This window comes from Ruegeria sp. HKCCA5426 (assembly GCF_013034585.1).
Classification (GTDB): domain Bacteria; phylum Pseudomonadota; class Alphaproteobacteria; order Rhodobacterales; family Rhodobacteraceae; genus Ruegeria.
In genome coordinates, this window is record NZ_WQGH01000009.1 from 67,313 (window position 1) to 84,319 (window position 17,007).

Annotated in this window: 14 protein-coding genes; 7 read left to right on the forward strand and 7 right to left on the reverse strand. The window is 56.8% G+C overall.

The genetic code is table 11. From position 1 onward, the window contains the following. Positions 1-19 precede the first annotated feature (19 nt). The gene (locus tag GOV87_RS15230; RefSeq protein WP_171212361.1) at positions 20-1,126 is read left to right on the forward strand and encodes a transporter substrate-binding domain-containing protein; all 1,107 of its coding nucleotides are present in this window, start codon (positions 20-22) and stop codon (positions 1,124-1,126) included. Between the two features lie 163 nt (positions 1,127-1,289). Here GOV87_RS15230 and GOV87_RS15235 read toward each other — a convergent pair whose 3' ends face one another. From GOV87_RS15235 to GOV87_RS15265, 7 genes are all read right to left on the reverse strand, one after another. Beyond that, the gene (locus tag GOV87_RS15235; RefSeq protein WP_171212362.1) at positions 1,290-3,503 is read right to left on the reverse strand and encodes an NADP-dependent isocitrate dehydrogenase; all 2,214 of its coding nucleotides are present in this window, start codon (positions 3,501-3,503) and stop codon (positions 1,290-1,292) included. A gap of 207 nt (positions 3,504-3,710) precedes the next feature. After that, positions 3,711-4,736, reverse strand: coding sequence for a proline racemase family protein (locus GOV87_RS15240; protein WP_171212363.1), 1,026 nt, complete (start codon positions 4,734-4,736; stop codon positions 3,711-3,713). Positions 4,737-4,745: 9 nt separating this feature from the next. Beyond that, entirely contained in the window at positions 4,746-5,984 is a 1,239-nt protein-coding gene (locus GOV87_RS15245; RefSeq protein WP_171212364.1) for an FAD-dependent oxidoreductase, read from the reverse strand. Then, positions 5,981-6,913, reverse strand: coding sequence for a proline racemase family protein (locus tag GOV87_RS15250; protein ID WP_171123288.1), 933 nt, complete (start codon positions 6,911-6,913; stop codon positions 5,981-5,983). Before GOV87_RS15250 ends, GOV87_RS15245 begins: the two co-directional genes overlap by 4 nt. Further along, entirely contained in the window at positions 6,904-7,863 is a 960-nt protein-coding gene (locus tag GOV87_RS15255; RefSeq protein ID WP_171212424.1) for a dihydrodipicolinate synthase family protein, read from the reverse strand. The genes GOV87_RS15250 and GOV87_RS15255 overlap by 10 nt, the downstream gene beginning before the upstream one ends. A gap of 162 nt (positions 7,864-8,025) precedes the next feature. Next, positions 8,026-9,084 carry an ABC transporter ATP-binding protein gene (locus GOV87_RS15260; RefSeq protein WP_171125089.1) on the reverse strand — a complete coding sequence of 353 codons (1,059 nt, stop codon included), beginning with the start codon at positions 9,082-9,084 and terminating at the stop codon, positions 8,026-8,028. Continuing rightward, entirely contained in the window at positions 9,081-9,887 is an 807-nt protein-coding gene (locus GOV87_RS15265; RefSeq protein WP_171125208.1) for an IclR family transcriptional regulator, read from the reverse strand. Before GOV87_RS15265 ends, GOV87_RS15260 begins: the two co-directional genes overlap by 4 nt. A gap of 139 nt (positions 9,888-10,026) precedes the next feature. Here GOV87_RS15265 and GOV87_RS15270 point away from each other — a divergent pair, with 139 nt between their 5' ends. The 6 genes from GOV87_RS15270 (at position 10,027) to GOV87_RS15295 (ending at position 17,007) form a co-directional block, all read left to right on the forward strand. Then, entirely contained in the window at positions 10,027-11,286 is a 1,260-nt protein-coding gene (locus GOV87_RS15270) for an ABC transporter substrate-binding protein (protein ID WP_171212365.1), read from the forward strand. Positions 11,287-11,380: 94 nt separating this feature from the next. Continuing rightward, positions 11,381-12,304, forward strand: coding sequence for a carbohydrate ABC transporter permease (locus GOV87_RS15275; RefSeq protein ID WP_171125093.1), 924 nt, complete (start codon positions 11,381-11,383; stop codon positions 12,302-12,304). A 1-nt stretch (position 12,305) separates the two neighbouring features. Beyond that, entirely contained in the window at positions 12,306-13,154 is an 849-nt protein-coding gene (locus tag GOV87_RS15280; RefSeq protein ID WP_171123295.1) for a carbohydrate ABC transporter permease, read from the forward strand. A gap of 22 nt (positions 13,155-13,176) precedes the next feature. Further along, on the forward strand, positions 13,177-14,517 hold the full coding sequence (locus GOV87_RS15285) for an alpha-glucosidase/alpha-galactosidase (protein WP_171212366.1): 1,341 nt from the start codon (positions 13,177-13,179) through the stop codon (positions 14,515-14,517). 13 nt (positions 14,518-14,530) lie between these two features. Next, complete coding sequence (locus GOV87_RS15290) at positions 14,531-16,240, forward strand: IlvD/Edd family dehydratase (protein ID WP_171212367.1); 1,710 nt, start codon at positions 14,531-14,533, stop codon at positions 16,238-16,240. Continuing rightward, positions 16,240-17,007 (forward strand): SDR family NAD(P)-dependent oxidoreductase, encoded by a 768-nt coding sequence (locus tag GOV87_RS15295; protein WP_171212368.1) that lies wholly within the window; start codon positions 16,240-16,242, stop codon positions 17,005-17,007. Before GOV87_RS15290 ends, GOV87_RS15295 begins: the two co-directional genes overlap by 1 nt.

The following is a 17,007-nucleotide window of genomic DNA, read 5'->3' on the forward strand; positions in this document are numbered from 1 at the left end:
TAGTCTGGAGGAAGTGGACATGATTAGTTTCAACCTGAAGAAAGTCGCGCTGTCGGCAACGGCCGTCACCGCCCTGAGCGCCGGGGCCGCCGCCGCGCAGGAAGCCTGTACAAATTACACCGTCGAGGATGGCGACACGATGGCAACAATCGCCATCGCTGCCTACGGCACGTCGAACTATCAGCCGATCTTTAACGCGAACCGTAACGCGATCACGAATCCGAACGCGCTTGAGCCGGGTTTGGTTCTGGCGCTGCCTTGTGAAGACGGCAGCCTGCCCAACGGTCAGAGTGCGCAGGAAATTATCGCAGCCGAAGAACAACGTGCGGCAAGCATCAAGCGTTCGAATGTTTACGCACCGCCGATCAAACTGGTCGCGGGCAATGGCTGGGAACCCTTCACCAGCGAAGGCCTGAGCGGGGGTGGAATTATGACACGCCTGGCGACAACCAGCCTGCAACGCGCTGGCAACAGCCGTGACTATTCGGTGAGCTTTGTGGACGACTGGGGTTCGCATCTGGACACCCTCCTGCCGCTTGGTGCTTTTGACATTTCAATCGCCTGGACCATCCCTGACTGCACCAACCGCACGTATGAGTGGTCCGCTGAAACTGAAGCGCGATGCACACAGTTTGTCGCCTCGGTTCCGGTGTATGATGTTGTTGGCGGTTTCTACACTCTGCCGGAAAACGAATACACAAACGCAACGACCTTCAGCGATCTGGAAGGTGCCACAGTTTGCCGTATGGCCGGATGGAGCATGGTCGTACTTGAAGAAATCGGCCTGAACCGGACCAATACGACTGTCGTTCAGCCTAACACTGCACGTGAATGTCTGGATGCGGTCCTGACCGGGACTGCCGATGTTGCCGCGTTCGAAGTTGAATTGTTCGCAGCAACCATGAAGGACATGGGCCTGACGTCGGCAGATATTGTCGAGAACCCTTACGTGTCCACGCTGTCGTCGATGAGCTTCCTTGCGCATCGCACCAATCCCTTTGCTCGTGAATACATCGCGATGATGAACAAGGGTTTGAACGAAATGCGCGAAAGCGGCGAGTGGTACGCGATCATCTCGGATACGCTGCGGGAACAGAATGAAAAGCTGAACGCAGCATCGAATTAAGAAACTGTAACGGGGCTGGCTTGTCGTCAGCCCCGTTTCACAAACCCATTCGCTTGCCGGAGAGGCTATGCCCGCCCCGGCCACAAAAAAAGGGACCGACTTTCAAGGCCGGTCCCTTTTTTGTTGTTTTCCCCTCACGCACTTGAATGAGGGATTTCAGATATCAGTCGATCAAAGCGTTCAGTGTCGCGCTTGGGCGCATGACCTTGGCTGCTTTGGCGGGATCGGTGTGATAGTAACCGCCCAGATCCGCGGCCCCGCCCTGAGCAGACGCCAGTTCGGACAGGATATTCTCTTCTCCATCCGCCAGAGCTTTGGCCAAAGGCGCGAACTCGGCCGCGAGCTCTGCATCATCAGATTGCGCCGCCAAGGCTTCGGCCCAATAGCGGGCAAACCAATAGTGGCTGTCGCGGTTGTCCGGCTGACCAACCTTGCGGCTGGGTGAACGGTTGTTGTCCAGAATACCCTGCGTTGCGGCTTCGGCTGCGGCGCCCAGAACGCCTGCTTTGGCGTTGCCTTTGCTGTCGGCCAGGAAATTCAGCGATTCACCCAATGCGCAGAATTCACCCATCGAGTCCCAGCGCAGGTGGCTTTCCTCGACCAGTTGCTGCACATGCTTCGGGGCCGAGCCGCCCGCACCTGTTTCAAACAGACCGCCACCATTCATGAGCTTGACGATGGACAGCATCTTGGCCGAGGTGCCCAGCTCAAGGATAGGGAACAGGTCAGTCAGATAGTCCCGCAGCACGTTGCCGGTGATCGCAATCGAGTCATTGCCCGCTGTGATCGTTTCTAGCGACTGGCGGGTGGCTTCGCGCGGTGCCATGATCAGGAACTTGTCGGCTACACCTGCGGCTTCAAGCGCCGGTTTGACGTATTTGATCAGTTCGGCGTCATGGGCGCGGTTTTCGTCCAGCCAGAAGATCGCTTCGGAACCCGTCAGGCGCTGACGGTCCATCGCCAGTTGAATCCAGTTGTCGATCGGAGCTTTCTTGACGGTGCAGGACCGCCAGATGTCACCCTTTTCAACATCATGGCTGTGCAGCGTCTCGCCATTGGCCAAAACGATGCGGATCGTGCCATCGGCAGGTGCTTCGAACGTGGTCGGGTGGCTGCCGTATTCCTCGGCCTTCTGCGCCATCAGGCCCACATTCGCCACAGCACCAGCAGTCGCTGGGTTCAATGCACCGTTGGCTTTGAAGAAGTTGATCGTCTCGTCATAGACCGGCGCATAGCAGCGATCGGGGATCACGCAGTTTGTGTCGCCCTTGGCCCCGGCCTCATCCCAGCCCTTGCCGCCTGCGCGGATCACGGCGGGCATCGAGGCGTCGATGATCACGTCCGACGGAACGTGCAGGTTGGTGATGCCCTTGTCGCTGTCGACCATGTACATGGACGGACGGTCCGCCTTGATGGCGTCGATTGCAGCCATGATTTCGGCGTTGCCCTTCACGCGGTCCAGCAGGTCGCCCAGACCAGAGTTCGGGTTCACACCCAGCGCGTCCAGTTCAGCGCCGAATTTCTCGAACACGGGGGCCAGCCACGCCTTGACGGCATAGCCAAAGATGATCGGGTCGCTAACCTTCATCATCGTGGCTTTCATGTGCAGAGAGAACATGGTGCCGTCGTTCTTGGTGTCTTCAATGGCATCCGCCAGGAAGGAAGACAGTGCCTTGACCGACATGAACGTCGCATCGGCCACGGTTCCCTCGGCCAGCGGCCATCCGTCTTTGAGAACGGTAACGCTGCCGTCTTTGCCGACGAATTCGATCTTGGCATCCCCGGCCTGAGCCGCGGTGATGGTGGCCGACTTCTCGTTGGCATAGAAGTCATTGCCCGACATGGACGAGACTTTTGTTTTGCTGTCCGAGGCCCACTCACCCATCGAATGCGGGTTCTTCTGAGCATAGTTCTTCACAGCACGTGCGGCGCGGCGGTCGCTGTTGCCTTCGCGCAGAACCGGGTTCACGGCCGAGCCTTTGATCGCATCATAGCGGGCGCGGATCGCTTTTTCTTCGTCGGTCGAGGGTTCCTCAGGGTAGTTCGGAATATCATAACCCTGCGCCTGCAGTTCTTCGACGGCCGCAACCAACTGCGGGACCGAGGCTGAGATATTCGGCAGCTTGATCACGTTGGCTTCCGGCGTCTTCACCAATTCACCCAGAGCGGCCAGATCATCGGTAATACGCTGTTCGTCGGTCAGGTTTTCCGGGAAAGTCGCAAGGATGCGGCCAGCCAATGAAATATCCTTGGTGCCAACGCTGACGCCCGCGGCCGAGGCGAACTTGCGAATGATGGGCAGGAACGAGGCGCTGGCCAGCTCGGGCGCTTCGTCTACAATGGTATACAATATGTCGAAGTTCGATTTATCTGCCATATTCTTTTACCTTTTTTAAGCCTTTCGGGGCGTGCGATCCAAGAGTTTGCCACGTTCGCGTGGCGTGGGTGGGGCGCGTTTATCCTACCGCCCCAACGGTGACTCTGATTTGACAGGGCCTCCCTTAAATCACGAATGGCTTGGGATCAATCGCAACAAGCTGCGCATTTTGACACGTTTCGCCGAAAATCGTGCAGCAGACGCATGTCAGACACCCCAGGTATCGCTAAGCCTGTACCCACCAGGCCATGGATCGTCAGGGTCCAGCATGTGTTGATGAACACCGGTTATCCAACCGCGACCGCCGATTTCAGGAATGATTGCAGCCCGGTCACCAACCCGTGTTTCATCGACAATCTTGCCCGAAAACCGTGACCCGATAATTGAGATCGCCTCGAATGTCTGTCCTACGACCATTTGCCCTTTTGCCATCATCAATGCCATCCGCGCCGACACCGCGGTTCCGGTTGGAGAGCGGTCTACCTTTCCCGGTTGAATGGCCACAGCCGATTTACTGCGCAACCCGGTTTCGTTGGTTTCAAGCGAGCCGCAGAATGCGCAAAATGAGATGTGGTTCCAGTCTTTGTTCGTGGGATGGCTGAAACCAATCTGATCGTTCGCCGCATTCGTTATTGCCACACCCAAACGCGCAATGTCGCGGGCGGCATCTTCCTGGATATCTATCCCAAGCGCAGCCGCATCAACCACAACGAAACTGTCCCCCCCAAATGCGGTATCCACCGTCAAAGTACCGACTCCTGCCACCTCAAGAGGCGCTGCAATCTTGTCGGCATAGCTGGGAAGGTTGCGCACGAAAATCCGCTCGGCTTTGCCGTTCCTGCAATCGGCGCGAACCTGCACCAATCCTCCGGGGGCTTCGAGAACCAGATGAGTGACGGGTTCCTCCATCGGAATAATCCCGCTATCCAGTAGCACCGTGGCCACACAGATTGAGTTCGACCCTGACATGGGCGGCGTGTCTTCGGGCTCCATAATGATAAAGGCGGCGTCGGCATCCGGGTGCTTGGGCGGCACAAGCAGGTTCACATGGCGAAAGACACCGCCCCGCGGTTCGTTGAGAACAAAGTTCCGCAATGTCTGATCTTGCGCGATGAACGACCGCTGATCCCACAGCGTATCGCCAGGAGGCGGCTGAATCCCACCGACGATAACGTCGCCGACCTCACCTTCTGCATGGGCGGATATGACGTGGATCGTTTTTACACTTCGCATGTCTCTTCCTCAGAACCGTGCCGGTGAGTACGGAGCCAACGAAATCGGCACGTCCCGGTCATCAATGAGTGCCGCGACAAGTTCAGCGGTGCCCGCCGATTGCGTCAGTCCTAGATGCCCGTGGCCAAAGGCATAAATAACGTCAGCCGCGTTTGGAGACCGCCCAATCACTGGCATGCTATCGGGCAAAGACGGACGAAACCCCATCCACTGAGTGCCACCCTCGGTGTTCAAACCGGGAAGAAACTGCGTCGCCTTCTCCAGCAATATTTCCGCCCGTTTGAAATTTGGTGGCAAGCTCAGTCCCGCCAACTCGACCGCCCCGCCCACGCGGACGCCGCCGTTGATCCGGCTGGCCACAAAACCGTGACGAGAAAAGGTCAAGTGCATCCGAAGATCAAAGGCCCCTTCTGGCAAGGTGGTGTTGTAACCCCGCTCGGTCTCAAGCGGTATGTGATCCCCAAGCGTCCGTGCAAGGTGATGCGACCATGCACCTGCTGCCAGCACGAGTTTTGCGGTGTCAATCGTACCCCCTTGCGTAGTGATACGCACACCGTTTTCCAACGGTGTCAGCGCCCGAATGTCCTGCTGTTCGATCCTGTCTTGTCGGCCACGAAAAACTTGCGCCAGATGCTCGACCCATTTCTTTGGGTCAATTGTGTTCAGCCAATCCGGCGTAAACCCGGCATGCGTGAAACGTGAACTGAGACCGGGCTGCTTTTCCGCGATCGCTGCCGGACTTTCCAAAAGCTCGAACTTGATGCCATGGGCGCGGCGAACTTCCCATGCTTGCAGGCTGGCGCGGAATTCGGCTTCGGATTCATAAAGCTGCATCTGCCCGTCGCGCTGCATCAACGGTTCGCCATTGACGGAAGGGAGCAGCCGCTCCAACGCCGCCGCCGACAATCGCATCAGGTTGGCCTGCGCCTCTAACAATCTGGCGTATTGTCCCGGTTGGCTCGCGCGCCAGAACCGGTACATCCAGGGTGCGATTTTGAGCGCATAGGCCGGGGGAATGGACAACGGACCAAGAGGGTCCAGTAACCATTTCGGAGCTTTTAGCATGATGCCGGGTGTCGCCAACGGCTCGACCTCGGGGAACGCAAAAGCACCAGCATTTCCGGCCGAGGTTTCAGCCGCAACACCACCCTTGTCCAACACCAGCACCGAATGCCCACAGCGCTGCAATTCCAGCGCGGTTGTGATACCGATGACACCAGCCCCGATGACAACGACCTGTTCGGTCACAACGCGATCCCAGTCTTGAATGGATCAGCCTTGTCAAAGATCAACGTCGCTTCGGCCATGATGAAAGCCTGCCCAGTAATCGAAGGGATCACACCACCATTCAGGCCGGGTTGGTAAGACAGCCGATACTTACTTCCAATCACACTCTGCTGAACGATTTCCTCTCCCGGAGCCAGAACGCCATCTGCGGCAAGACACGCCAGCCGCGCTGAGCTGCCAGTTCCGCAGGGCGAACGATCATAATTATTGTCAGGGCAAAGAACAAAATTGCGACTGTGAACTCTTTTATCGGGTGAGGCGTCTTGAAAGATCACGTGATCTATGGGCTCGCCCTGCTCCCCTCCGATACTTTGTGAAACTGAGGCGTCACGGATCGCGATCGTAAGATCTGTCAGCCTGCGGATGTTGCCGGGCTCGACCGGAATCGGGCTTGGGTCAACAATGAAAAACCAATTGCCGCCATAGGCGACATCGCCGGTTACGGTTCCATATTCGGGCACTTCGATGGAGATATCGCCGTGGACCCGCCGACTTTCGATATTCGTAACGGTGACCGTATGCGCATCGTGCAGTTCGACCGTGACGATACCGGCAGGCGTTTCGATCCGATGAGATCCAATACCTATGCGCCCCAGATGCCCAAGGGTCACGGTAAGGCCAATTGTTCCATGTCCGCACATGCCAAGAACAGCATCGACATCAAAGAAAATCACACCGGCAACACAGGTCTGATCCACTGGCTCGACCAATAGCGCCCCGACCATGGCCGGTTGGCCGCGTGGTTCAAGCATAACCGACCGATAAAACCCCTCGTGATCTTCTGCCAACCTTCGGGCGCGCTCTGACAAGGCGCCCGTGCCCAGATCAGGCGCACCTTCTAGGATAACCCGTGTTGGCTCTCCTCCGGTGTGGCTGTCGATCACGTGCATTCAGCGATCACTCCGCCCTGCTTTGACCAGTTGGCAAACCACGCCTGAAAAAGAGCATATTGCTGCTCGCAGTAATTCCGCTGCGCGTCCGTCAACTCATCCGTTTCGTTAAAATGCAAACGGTACTCCTGTTCGCCGTTCAGCACCAGTAAGTGCTTGTAATAAAGCACCAGATCAGGCCCTTCGTCAAAGCTGGACAGGACGTGAATCGCCTCGGTCAATTCCTGCGCGCGCACCCGCGCCTCGGCATCCCCTTGCGCCGCTTTCTTGGACAGCGCCGCCAAAAGCAAGGCTTCGCGTGGCAGGGCCGTTCCGATGCCGGTGATCGACCCGGTAGCACCACAATTTACAAATCCGTGGTACACTTCGGTGTCGACTCCGACCATTAACGTCACCTGATCATCCTGGCTGGTGATGTTTTCAGCGGCATAGCGCAGGTCGTCCTTACCCCCGAATTCCTTGAAGCCGATCAAGTTTGGATGCTCTGCGCGCAGAGCAAAAAACAGGTCAGCCCGGGTCGCGAACCCATAATATGGGCTGTTGTAAATGATCGCCGGGACGTCCGGCGCTGCGTTCAGGATCGCCTTGAAGTGGTTCTTCTGCGCAGTCGGAGAGCTGCCGCGCGATAGAACGCGCGGTATGACCATAAGGCCAACGGCCCCAACTTTCTGCGCATGGGCCGCATGGGCAACGGCTGACTTCGTGTTTATGGCCCCCGTGCCGACAACCACGGGCAAGCCTGCCGCGATGAGGCGCTCAACACCTTCCATCCGCTGCTCGTCCGTCAACAAGGGCCAATCACCCATCGACCCACAATAGACGACTGCCGACATACCAGCGCTGGTCATCTGCTGCCCTTTGCGAACCAACGCGTCGAAATCAGGCGTGCGGTCAGCGTTACAGGGGGTCATAAGTGCAGGCATTGTTCCCGTGAACACATTGGTCGACATCCGTGTCATCCTTCCAATCAAACGGTATTCGGGCGCTGGTTTCAGGCCCATTCAACTCGCTCTATCGGATATTGGATACAAAATCCAGCCCTATTACATATGAAAAAACGCGCCATTCTGGTGCCCCGGCGCGTTTCTTCGTTGGACCCGACAATATGTATATTACCGGAGTCTTCCCCCCGCTTCGGGTTCAAACAACATGGCACGTTCCGGGCGAACTTTTATGCCGATCCGTTCGCCCTGTTTGCTGCGCTGATCTTCGCGTTCTTCGACGATCAGTTTGTCGCCATTCGGGGTCAACAAATACGAATAGCTCACACCGCCCAGAGCTTCGGTCAGGTCGACCGTGCAGGTATCACCCGACCGATCAACTTCGATATGCTCGGGCCGAATGCCCAGAGTGACCTTGGTCATACCTTGAGGCACAGCCACACTCATCTCTAGTGGCTCAGCCAACGCGGGATGCAGAATCTTGCCGTCCTTGAAATCACATTCCAGAAAGTTCATGGCCGGAGAGCCGATGAATCCGGCGACAAAGCGGTTATCCGGATCGCGGTACAAGTCCATTGGCGCGCCGACCTGCTCGATCCGTCCGTCGCGCAGGACCACAATCTTGTCAGCCATGGTCATGGCCTCGACCTGGTCATGGGTCACGTAGATCATCGTCGCGCCAATCTCGTTGTGAAGGCGCGCAATTTCAACACGCATCTCAACGCGCAGTTCTGCGTCCAGATTGGACAAAGGTTCATCAAACAAAAAGACCTCGGGCCCTCGGACAATCGCTCGGCCAATGGCGACCCGCTGACGCTGACCGCCCGAAAGGGCCTTGGGCTTACGCTTGAGATACTGATCCAGTTTCAGGATGCCCGAGGCCTCTTTCACTTTCTGATCGATCTCGGATTTCGCGACGCCATTCATGCGCAGCCCGAACCCCATATTCTCGGCAACTGTCATGTGGGGGTACAAGGCATAGGTCTGAAAGACCATTGCAACGCCCCGCTTGGCCGGGTCCATATGCGTCACGTCCCGCGAACCAATGTGAATTTGCCCTTCGGACGTTTCCTCAAGCCCCGCAATCATCCGAAGCAGCGTGGACTTGCCGCATCCCGAAGGCCCGACAAATACACAAAACTCACCATCTTCGATTTGGAGATCAATACCGTGAATAACCTGCGTTTCGCCGTAGCGTTTAATCGCCTGGTTCAGAGTTACACCCGTCATGTCGCTTGCTTCCTGTCGCTATCGGTGTTTGGGCCGGCTTCTGGGAACCGCCACGCTTGTACTTCGGCACCTATTTGTTCAGCCACGCGGCGAACTCGGGGTACCCATGTTTCCAGTTGGTTGAAATTCATGCGCTCGGTGCTTCCCGTCACCGAGATTGCCCCCAACATCCGTCCGCTTGCCGTCAGAATTGGGCAAGCGACGCAAATGATTCCGGGTTCGTGTTCTTCGTCGTCAATCGCATATCCGCGCTCGCGTATTAGATCGAGGTCGGCCCGCAGTGCATCTTCGGATGCCAAGGTTTTTTCCGTGAACCTATGATAGCTTTGCTGTGAGACCGCATCATCCAATGCATCGCTTGCAAGATACGCCATCATCGCCTTGCCGACACCTGTGCAATAAGCGGGGCCGACCTTTCCAGCTTGTGAATACATCTCGATCGGCTGCGTTGCATTGCGTTTATCAACATACAGCACCTGACCGGCATCCATCTGGGCCAGATGCACAGTTTCACCCGTCTCGCGGCTTAGAGCATCCAAAAAGGGTCGCGCGATTGGCGCAAGCGAGCTTTGTGTCCATGCCGAATGGGCCAACCGGACCAGACGCAATCCCGGCATATAGGTTTGCCGATCCGGGTCGTATGACAACATGCCCTGATTGGTCAGGGATTGCAGAAACCGATATAAGGTTGCCTTGGGAAATTCACTGCTATCCAGCAGCTCTGCAAATCTAACAGGGCGCTGAAACGCAGCGACCTGATCCAGCACGTCACATGCTTTGCCTATTGTTCCGTCACCTGCCACGAGCGTTCTTTCTCCTCCCATTGATCCATCGGCATCCGCACGAGGGTCTTGACAAGGCTAACCGATTCGATGTGTAGTTTTCAATATATAAAACTTGGTTTCAATATTTGGAACCAAATGGAAGCTAAGGGAGGAAACTATGCATTCCATTTACAAGCGCACGACGGCTGCGCTGGCCATGAGCGTTGCACTCGCTGTTCCAGCCTATGCCGAACTGACTGGTGAGCTGCGAATCTTTCTTGATACGTCCAACCCTGCGCCGCGCGCGACGATGGAAGCGATGATCGACCGTTTCGCGGAACAACATCCCGGTCTGGAAATCGAGACCACGGTTATCGACCGCGAGGCATACAAGACCCAAATTCGGAACTTTCTAACCGCCGACACGCCAGATGTCGCGACGTGGTACGCTGCCAACCGTATGAAACCCTATGTCGAAGCCGGCCTGTTCGAAGATGTGTCCGACCTGTGGGCCGAGCCTGAGATCGCTGAAAACCTCGCATCGACCAAGGGTGCAATGACCATCGACGGCAAGCAGTGGGGCGTGCCCTATACCTACTATCAGTGGGGTGTTTACTACCGCAAAGACATCTTTGATGAGCTGGGCCTGTCCGAGCCGACCACTTGGGAAGAAGAACTGGCAAACTGCCAGAAAATCGTCAATTCAGGCCGCGCCTGCTATACGATCGGCACCAAGTTCCTTTGGACCGCTGGCGGCTGGTTCGACTATCTGAACATGCGCACCAACGGCTTCGACTTCCACCAGCAACTGGCCAATGGCGAGGTGAGCTGGGAAGACGACCGCGTCAAACAGACCTTCGCGAACTGGAAGCAACTGATTGATATGGGCGCCTTCATCGACAACCACCAGACCTATAGCTGGCAGGAAGCCCTGCCCTTCATGGTCAATGGTGAAGCGGCCGCCTACTTGATGGGTAACTTTGCCGTCGCGCCGCTGCGCGAGGCGGGCCTCAGCGACGATCAACTCGACTTCTACCAGTTCGTTGCCATCAACCCCGATGTTGAACTGGCAGAAGACGCACCAACCGATACGTTCCACATCCCGTCGAACGCATCGAACAAAGAAGCCGCGCGCGAGTTCCTGCGGTTCGTTGTTTCGGCTGATGAGCAGACGGAAATCAACAACGGCTCGAACCTTGGTCAACTTCCGGTCAATGCCAAGTCTTCGGTCGATAACGACAAATTCCTGAACCAAGGCTTCGAGATGCTTTCGTCGAACAGCCCCGGCGGTGTCGCCCAGTTCTGGGACCGCGACGCTCCGGCGGAAATGGCCAAGGTGTCGATGGAAGGTTTCCAGGAATTTATGGTCAAACCTGACAACGCGGACAAGATACTCGCCAAGCTCGAGCGCGCACGTGAGCGTATCTACGACAACTGATCCGGCATAGGCCGGGCGAAAGCCCGGCCTGCGTCACCCTCAATTCTAGGGCGGGCTTCAGCCCGCCTTCACCCCACCAGACCCGAGATACCTCATGTCCGCTGTCGACACCCCGGAACAAGAAAGCTGGTTCCACCGAAATCAACAACGCATTGCGCCCTGGCTGTTTCTGGCCCCCGGCCTGTTGTTTTTCATGGTCTACGTGATCATACCGGTCTTTCAGTCCTTCAATTTGTCACTTTATGAATGGGACGGGCTTGGCTCGGCCGAATATGTCGGGTTTCGCAACTACGAAGACTTGTATTGGGAATGGGTCGACCGGGATGCCTTCTTTGTTTCACTAAAGAACAACCTGATCTGGCTGATCCTTTATCTGGCAGCTATCCCGGCGGGTTTGTTCATCGCTCTTTTCCTGAACCAGACGGTTTGGGGCATCCGACTGTACAAGTCTCTGTTTTTCTTTCCCTTCGTGATTTCTCAGGTCGTTGTCGGGCTGGTTTTCACATGGTTCTATGACCCGACATTCGGTCTGCTGAATGAATTTCTCGGCGTCTTCGGCATCGAACCCCTGAATGTTCTGGGCGATGAGCGCTTCGTCACTTACGGTATCATCTTCGCGGGCCTCTGGCCGCAGACTGCGTATTGCATGATCCTTTATCTGACTGGCCTGAACGCAGTGGACCCCGAACAGATCGAGGCCGGACGTCTGGACGGCGCCAAAGGTGTGCGCATGTTATGGCACATCATCCTGCCTCAACTGCGCCCTGCCACATTCATTGCCTTTGTCGTGACAATCATCGGCGCGCTGCGGTCCTTCGACCTGATCTCGATCATGACCCAAGGGGGCCCGTTCGGATCATCCCGCGTGTTGGCCTATTACATGTTCGAGGTTGCATTGTCCGAATATGGTTTCCGCATGGGATACGGCGCGGCCATCGCGGTGATCCTGTTCCTGATCATGCTCTGCTTCATCGCCTATTTCCTATGGTCGATGTACCGCGAAGAGAGAGGGCACTGAGATGTTTCCCAAACCTATCGAAAAGCAATCTCGCGCGGCACAGATTTCGTATCAGGCCATGTTGCCGCTTGCCCTTCTGTTGTGGCTGGGGCCGTTGCTCGCTGTTGCTCTGTTCTCGGTCAAACCGGCTGCGGACTTTACCAATGCGAACTACTGGGGCCTGCCGTCCAGCTTCGAGGGCGCCTTCAACTATGGGCAAGTCTTCTTCAACTCGGACATGCCGCGGTATCTGCTGAACTCGTTCCTGATCACAATCCCAACGGTGATCGGGGCTGTCGCTCTTAGTTGCATGACCGGGTTTGCGCTGGGGATCTACAAGTTCAGATCGAACCTATGGATTTTCTTCATGTTCGTGGCGGGTAATTTCGTACCGTTCCAAATTCTGATGGTTCCGGTGCGCGACCTGACACTGCAACTGGGTCTGTACAACACCAAAACCGGGCTCGTCCTGTTTCACATCGCGTTCCAAACGGGCTTTTGCACACTGTTCATGCGTAACTTTATCCGCGCTCTTCCGTTCGAGTTGATCGAAGCGGCCCGGGTCGAGGGTATCAGCGAATGGCGCATCTTCTGGTACGTCGTCCTCCCACTGATGAAACCGGCGATTGCCGCGCTCAGCGTGCTGATCTTTACCTTCATCTGGAACGATTACTTCTGGGCCGTCGTCCTGACCCAAGGCGCTGAAAGCCAGCCGGTCACTGCAGGTATCACCAGTTTCAACGCACAATTCCGGGCCGCCTATCAGCTCATGAGTGCGGGCTCGATCGTGGCAGCGCTGCCGCCGGTCGCCATGTTCTTTCTCATGCAGAAGCATTTCATCGCGGGGCTGACCCTCGGTGCCGTAAAATAACGCCAAACCAAAGGTTTGCAAAATGACCAAGATTGCTTTCGTTGGAGCAGGCTCCACGATTTTCATGCAGAACATCGTGGGTGATGCGCTGCTTACCCCGTCCCTGTCGGACAGCCACTTTGCGCTGATGGACATCGACCCGGAAAGGTTGGCTGAAAGCGAAGCCGTAGCCAAGGCCATGATCCGGTCGGTCGGGACAGGCGCAACGGTCACCACGCACACAGACCGACGGGCGGCGCTTGACGGCGCAGATTTTGTGATCACCGCGTTTCAGGTGGGCGGTTACAACCCCTGTACGGTTACTGATTTCGAAATCCCAAAACAATACGGCCTGCGCCAAACCATCGCCGACACACTGGGCGTTGGCGGCATAATGCGTGGTCTGCGGACCGTTCCTGTTCTCTGGGGCGTCGCGCAAGACATGATGCAGCTTTGCCCCAACGCAACGTTGCTGCAATACGTCAACCCCATGGCCATCAACACTTGGGCGCTGGCCGAGCAATTCCCAGCATTAAAGCACGTGGGTCTGTGCCACTCGGTCCAGAACACAGTCGAGGAACTGGCGCATGATCTGGACCTGCCCAAACAGGAAATCCGGTACAAGGTCGCGGGTGTAAATCACGTCGCGTTCTTCCTGCGGCTTGAACACGAAGGGCGCGACCTCTACCCGGCGCTTCGTCAGGGCTATGCCGGCGGGCGGATTCCCAAAGCTCCGTTGTTGATGCCTCGGTGTCCGAACAAGGTGCGATACGAAGTGATGGATCACTTGGGCTATTTCTGCACCGAAAGCTCGGAGCATCTGGCCGAGTATGTCCCTTGGTTCATTAAAGAGGGGCGGCATGACCTGATTGACCAGTTCGGGATTCCATTGGACGAGTATCCGACACGTTGCGTGGAACAAGTCGCCAATTGGAAGGAACAGGCCAAAACGCTTACCGATGGCCGCAACATCGAAGTAAAGCGTAGCCATGAGTTTGCCGCCGATCTGATGAACGCGATTGTCACGGACACACCCTATGTGGCTTATGGCAACCTGCCCAACACTGGACAGATTCCGCAATTGCCGTTTGGCGCGGCCGTTGAAACACCCTGTCTTGTAGACAGCAATGGTGTTCAGCCTTCCGTTGTGACGGATATACCGCCGCAACTGATTGCCCTGATGCGCACTCAGATTAACGTGCAGGAACTGACCGTACGGGCTTTGGTGGAACAAAATCCAGAGTTCATTTACCACGCTGCAATGATGGACCCGCATACAGCCGCCGAATTGGATTTGCGCCAGATCCGCAATCTGGTCAGCGATCTTCTGACAGCACATACCGATTGGCTGCCCGATTGGTGCCAACCCGCCAAAGCCGCTTGAAAGGGCAAAGTTCATGACCAAGAAACGCCGCTCGGAACATTGGTACGGAAAGCTGGACAAGGACGGCTTCATTCACCGCTCGTGGATGAAGAACCAAGGTTTCCCTGATCACGCATTTGATGGCCGCCCGGTCATTGGCATTTGTAACACATGGTCCGAATTGACCCCATGCAACTCGGGCCTGCGTGATCTGGCCGAGGGCGTCAAACGTGGCGTGTGGGAGGCCGGAGGCTTTCCCGTCGAATTCCCGGTCATGTCGCTGGGCGAGACACAGATGAAGCCGACCGCGATGCTGTTTCGCAACCTTCTAGCCATGGATGTCGAGGAATCCATTCGGGCCTATGGTATCGACGGTGTCGTCCTGCTGGGCGGCTGCGACAAGACAACGCCGGGGCAGTTGATGGGTGCGGCCTCGGTCGATCTGCCGTCCATCGTGGTCAGCTCTGGCCCGATGCTGAACGGCAAGTATCGGGGGCAGGATATCGGTTCGGGCACGGATGTCTGGAAGTTCTCAGAAGCCGTGCGCGCCGGAGAGATGACCCTGCAGGATTTCATGAACGCTGAATCCGGCATGTCGCGCAGCGCGGGTGTTTGCATGACGATGGGCACGGCGTCAACCATGGCTTCATTGGTCGAGGCGATGGGTATGAGCCTGCCTACCAACGCCGCCCTGCCCGCAGTTGACGCTCGGCGCATGGCGCTGGCGCATCTGACCGGCAAACGGATTGTCGAGATGGTGGACGAAGACCTGAAACCATCTGACATCCTGACAAAGGAAGCATTTGAAAATGCCATCCTGACCAACGCGGCGGTTGGCGGATCGACCAATGCGGTCGTGCACCTTCTGGCCCTGGCCGGTCGGGTCGGAGTGGACCTGACGCTGAAGGATTTTGAGATCGGGTCAGACATTCCCCTGTTGGTGAACTGTATGCCCTCGGGCCAATACTTGATGGAAGACTTCTGCTACGCAGGCGGTGTTCCGGTGGTTTTGAACGAATTGAAACCCTTCCTACGACCCGCGAAAACAGTGTTGAACAAGGATATCTCGGCCCATTACGAAGGGGCTGAGTGTTTTAACCGCGATGTGATCCGCGGCTTTGATGATCCCGTGAAACCCGCGGCTGGTCTGCGCGTACTGCGTGGCAATCTGGCACCCAACGGGGCGATCGTGAAACCCTCGGCCGCAACAGATGAATTGCTTGAGACCGAGGCTGAAGCCTATGTTTTCGAAAGCATCGAAGACCTGAAGGCCAATATTGACCGCGAAGACTTGCCGGTCACACCCGACACAATTCTGGTCCTTAAGGGGTGCGGACCCAAGGGGTATCCCGGGATGCCCGAGGTGGGCAACATGCCGATCCCGGCCAAACTGGTGAAAGACGGCGTGCGCGACATGATCCGTATCTCGGACGCGCGCATGTCCGGAACGGCTTTCGGCACCGTCATTCTGCATGTCAGCCCCGAAGCGCAGGCGGGTGGCACGCTGGCGCTGGTCAAAACTGGCGACCGCATCCGTGTATCCGCCAGCAAGGGCGAGCTGGAACTTTTGGTTGACCAAACCGAGCTGGACGCACGCCGCGCAGCATGGCAACCGGACGAACCGCACTACTCCCGTGGATACGCGAAACTTTACATTGATCACGTCTTGCAGGCCAATCAGGGCGCGGACCTTGATTTCCTAGTCGGCAAAGACACCCGCCTAGTTACCAGAGAGAGCCATTGATGGATCAACCAGCCACATTTCACGACCTGAACGGGGCCACAGTCTACATCACCGGCGGCGGATCGGGTGTTGGCGCGTCGCTGACCGACGGGTTTATGGCGCAGGGCGCAAACGTTGCCTTTATCGGCCGGTCTGACGCCAGCGAATTTGTCGAACAGATGCGCAACAAACATGGCCGTGCCCCCTTGTTCATGCGGGGCGACATGACGGATACCGAGTTGCTGCACGCGACGATGAACAAGGCGGCCGAGGAATACGGCCCAATCAACGTGTTGGTGAACAACGCCGCGAACGACAAGCGCCACTCTCTTGAAGAAACCACACCTGAATTCTGGGACTGGATGATCGAGGTGAACCTGAAAGCATATTACTTTGCCTGTCAGGAAGCCGCTCGGCAGATGCAGGAAAAGGGTGGGTCGATCATCAATTTCAGTTCGATCAGCTACATGATGGGCAACGCCGGTTATCCAATTTACACAACCTCAAACGCCGGGATTACCGGGATGACCCGGTCGCTGGCGCGTGAACTTGGGCCGCAGAATATCCGGGTAAACGCCCTGGCGCCCGGCTGGGTGCTGACGCAAAAGCAGTTGGATATGTGGGCAACGCCCGAGGATCTGGCCGCGCATTTGGACCGGCAATGCCTCAAGGAGCACCTGACGCCAGAAGACATGATCGAACCAACCTTGTTTCTGGCCTCGCGGGCCAGCCGGGCGATGACGGGACAATGCATGGTTGTCGACGGTGGCGTGGTGGTGACGGGGTAA

Excerpts from the sequence above, each read along its gene's own strand:
- GOV87_RS15295 (WP_171212368.1), top strand. The coding sequence starts at position 16,240 with ATGGATCAACCAGCCACATTTCACGACCTGAACGGGGCCACAGTCTAC.
- GOV87_RS15250 (WP_171123288.1), bottom strand. The coding sequence starts at position 6,913 with ATGCACGTGATCGACAGCCACACCGGAGGAGAGCCAACACGGGTTATC.
- GOV87_RS15290 (WP_171212367.1), top strand. The coding sequence starts at position 14,531 with ATGACCAAGAAACGCCGCTCGGAACATTGGTACGGAAAGCTGGACAAG.
- GOV87_RS15260 (WP_171125089.1), bottom strand. The coding sequence starts at position 9,084 with ATGACGGGTGTAACTCTGAACCAGGCGATTAAACGCTACGGCGAAACG.
- GOV87_RS15275 (WP_171125093.1), top strand. The coding sequence starts at position 11,381 with ATGTCCGCTGTCGACACCCCGGAACAAGAAAGCTGGTTCCACCGAAAT.
- GOV87_RS15230 (WP_171212361.1), top strand. The coding sequence starts at position 20 with ATGATTAGTTTCAACCTGAAGAAAGTCGCGCTGTCGGCAACGGCCGTC.
- GOV87_RS15280 (WP_171123295.1), top strand. The coding sequence starts at position 12,306 with ATGTTTCCCAAACCTATCGAAAAGCAATCTCGCGCGGCACAGATTTCG.
- GOV87_RS15270 (WP_171212365.1), top strand. The coding sequence starts at position 10,027 with ATGCATTCCATTTACAAGCGCACGACGGCTGCGCTGGCCATGAGCGTT.
- GOV87_RS15240 (WP_171212363.1), bottom strand. The coding sequence starts at position 4,736 with ATGCGAAGTGTAAAAACGATCCACGTCATATCCGCCCATGCAGAAGGT.
- GOV87_RS15285 (WP_171212366.1), top strand. The coding sequence starts at position 13,177 with ATGACCAAGATTGCTTTCGTTGGAGCAGGCTCCACGATTTTCATGCAG.
- GOV87_RS15235 (WP_171212362.1), bottom strand. The coding sequence starts at position 3,503 with ATGGCAGATAAATCGAACTTCGACATATTGTATACCATTGTAGACGAA.
- GOV87_RS15255 (WP_171212424.1), bottom strand. The coding sequence starts at position 7,863 with ATGTCGACCAATGTGTTCACGGGAACAATGCCTGCACTTATGACCCCC.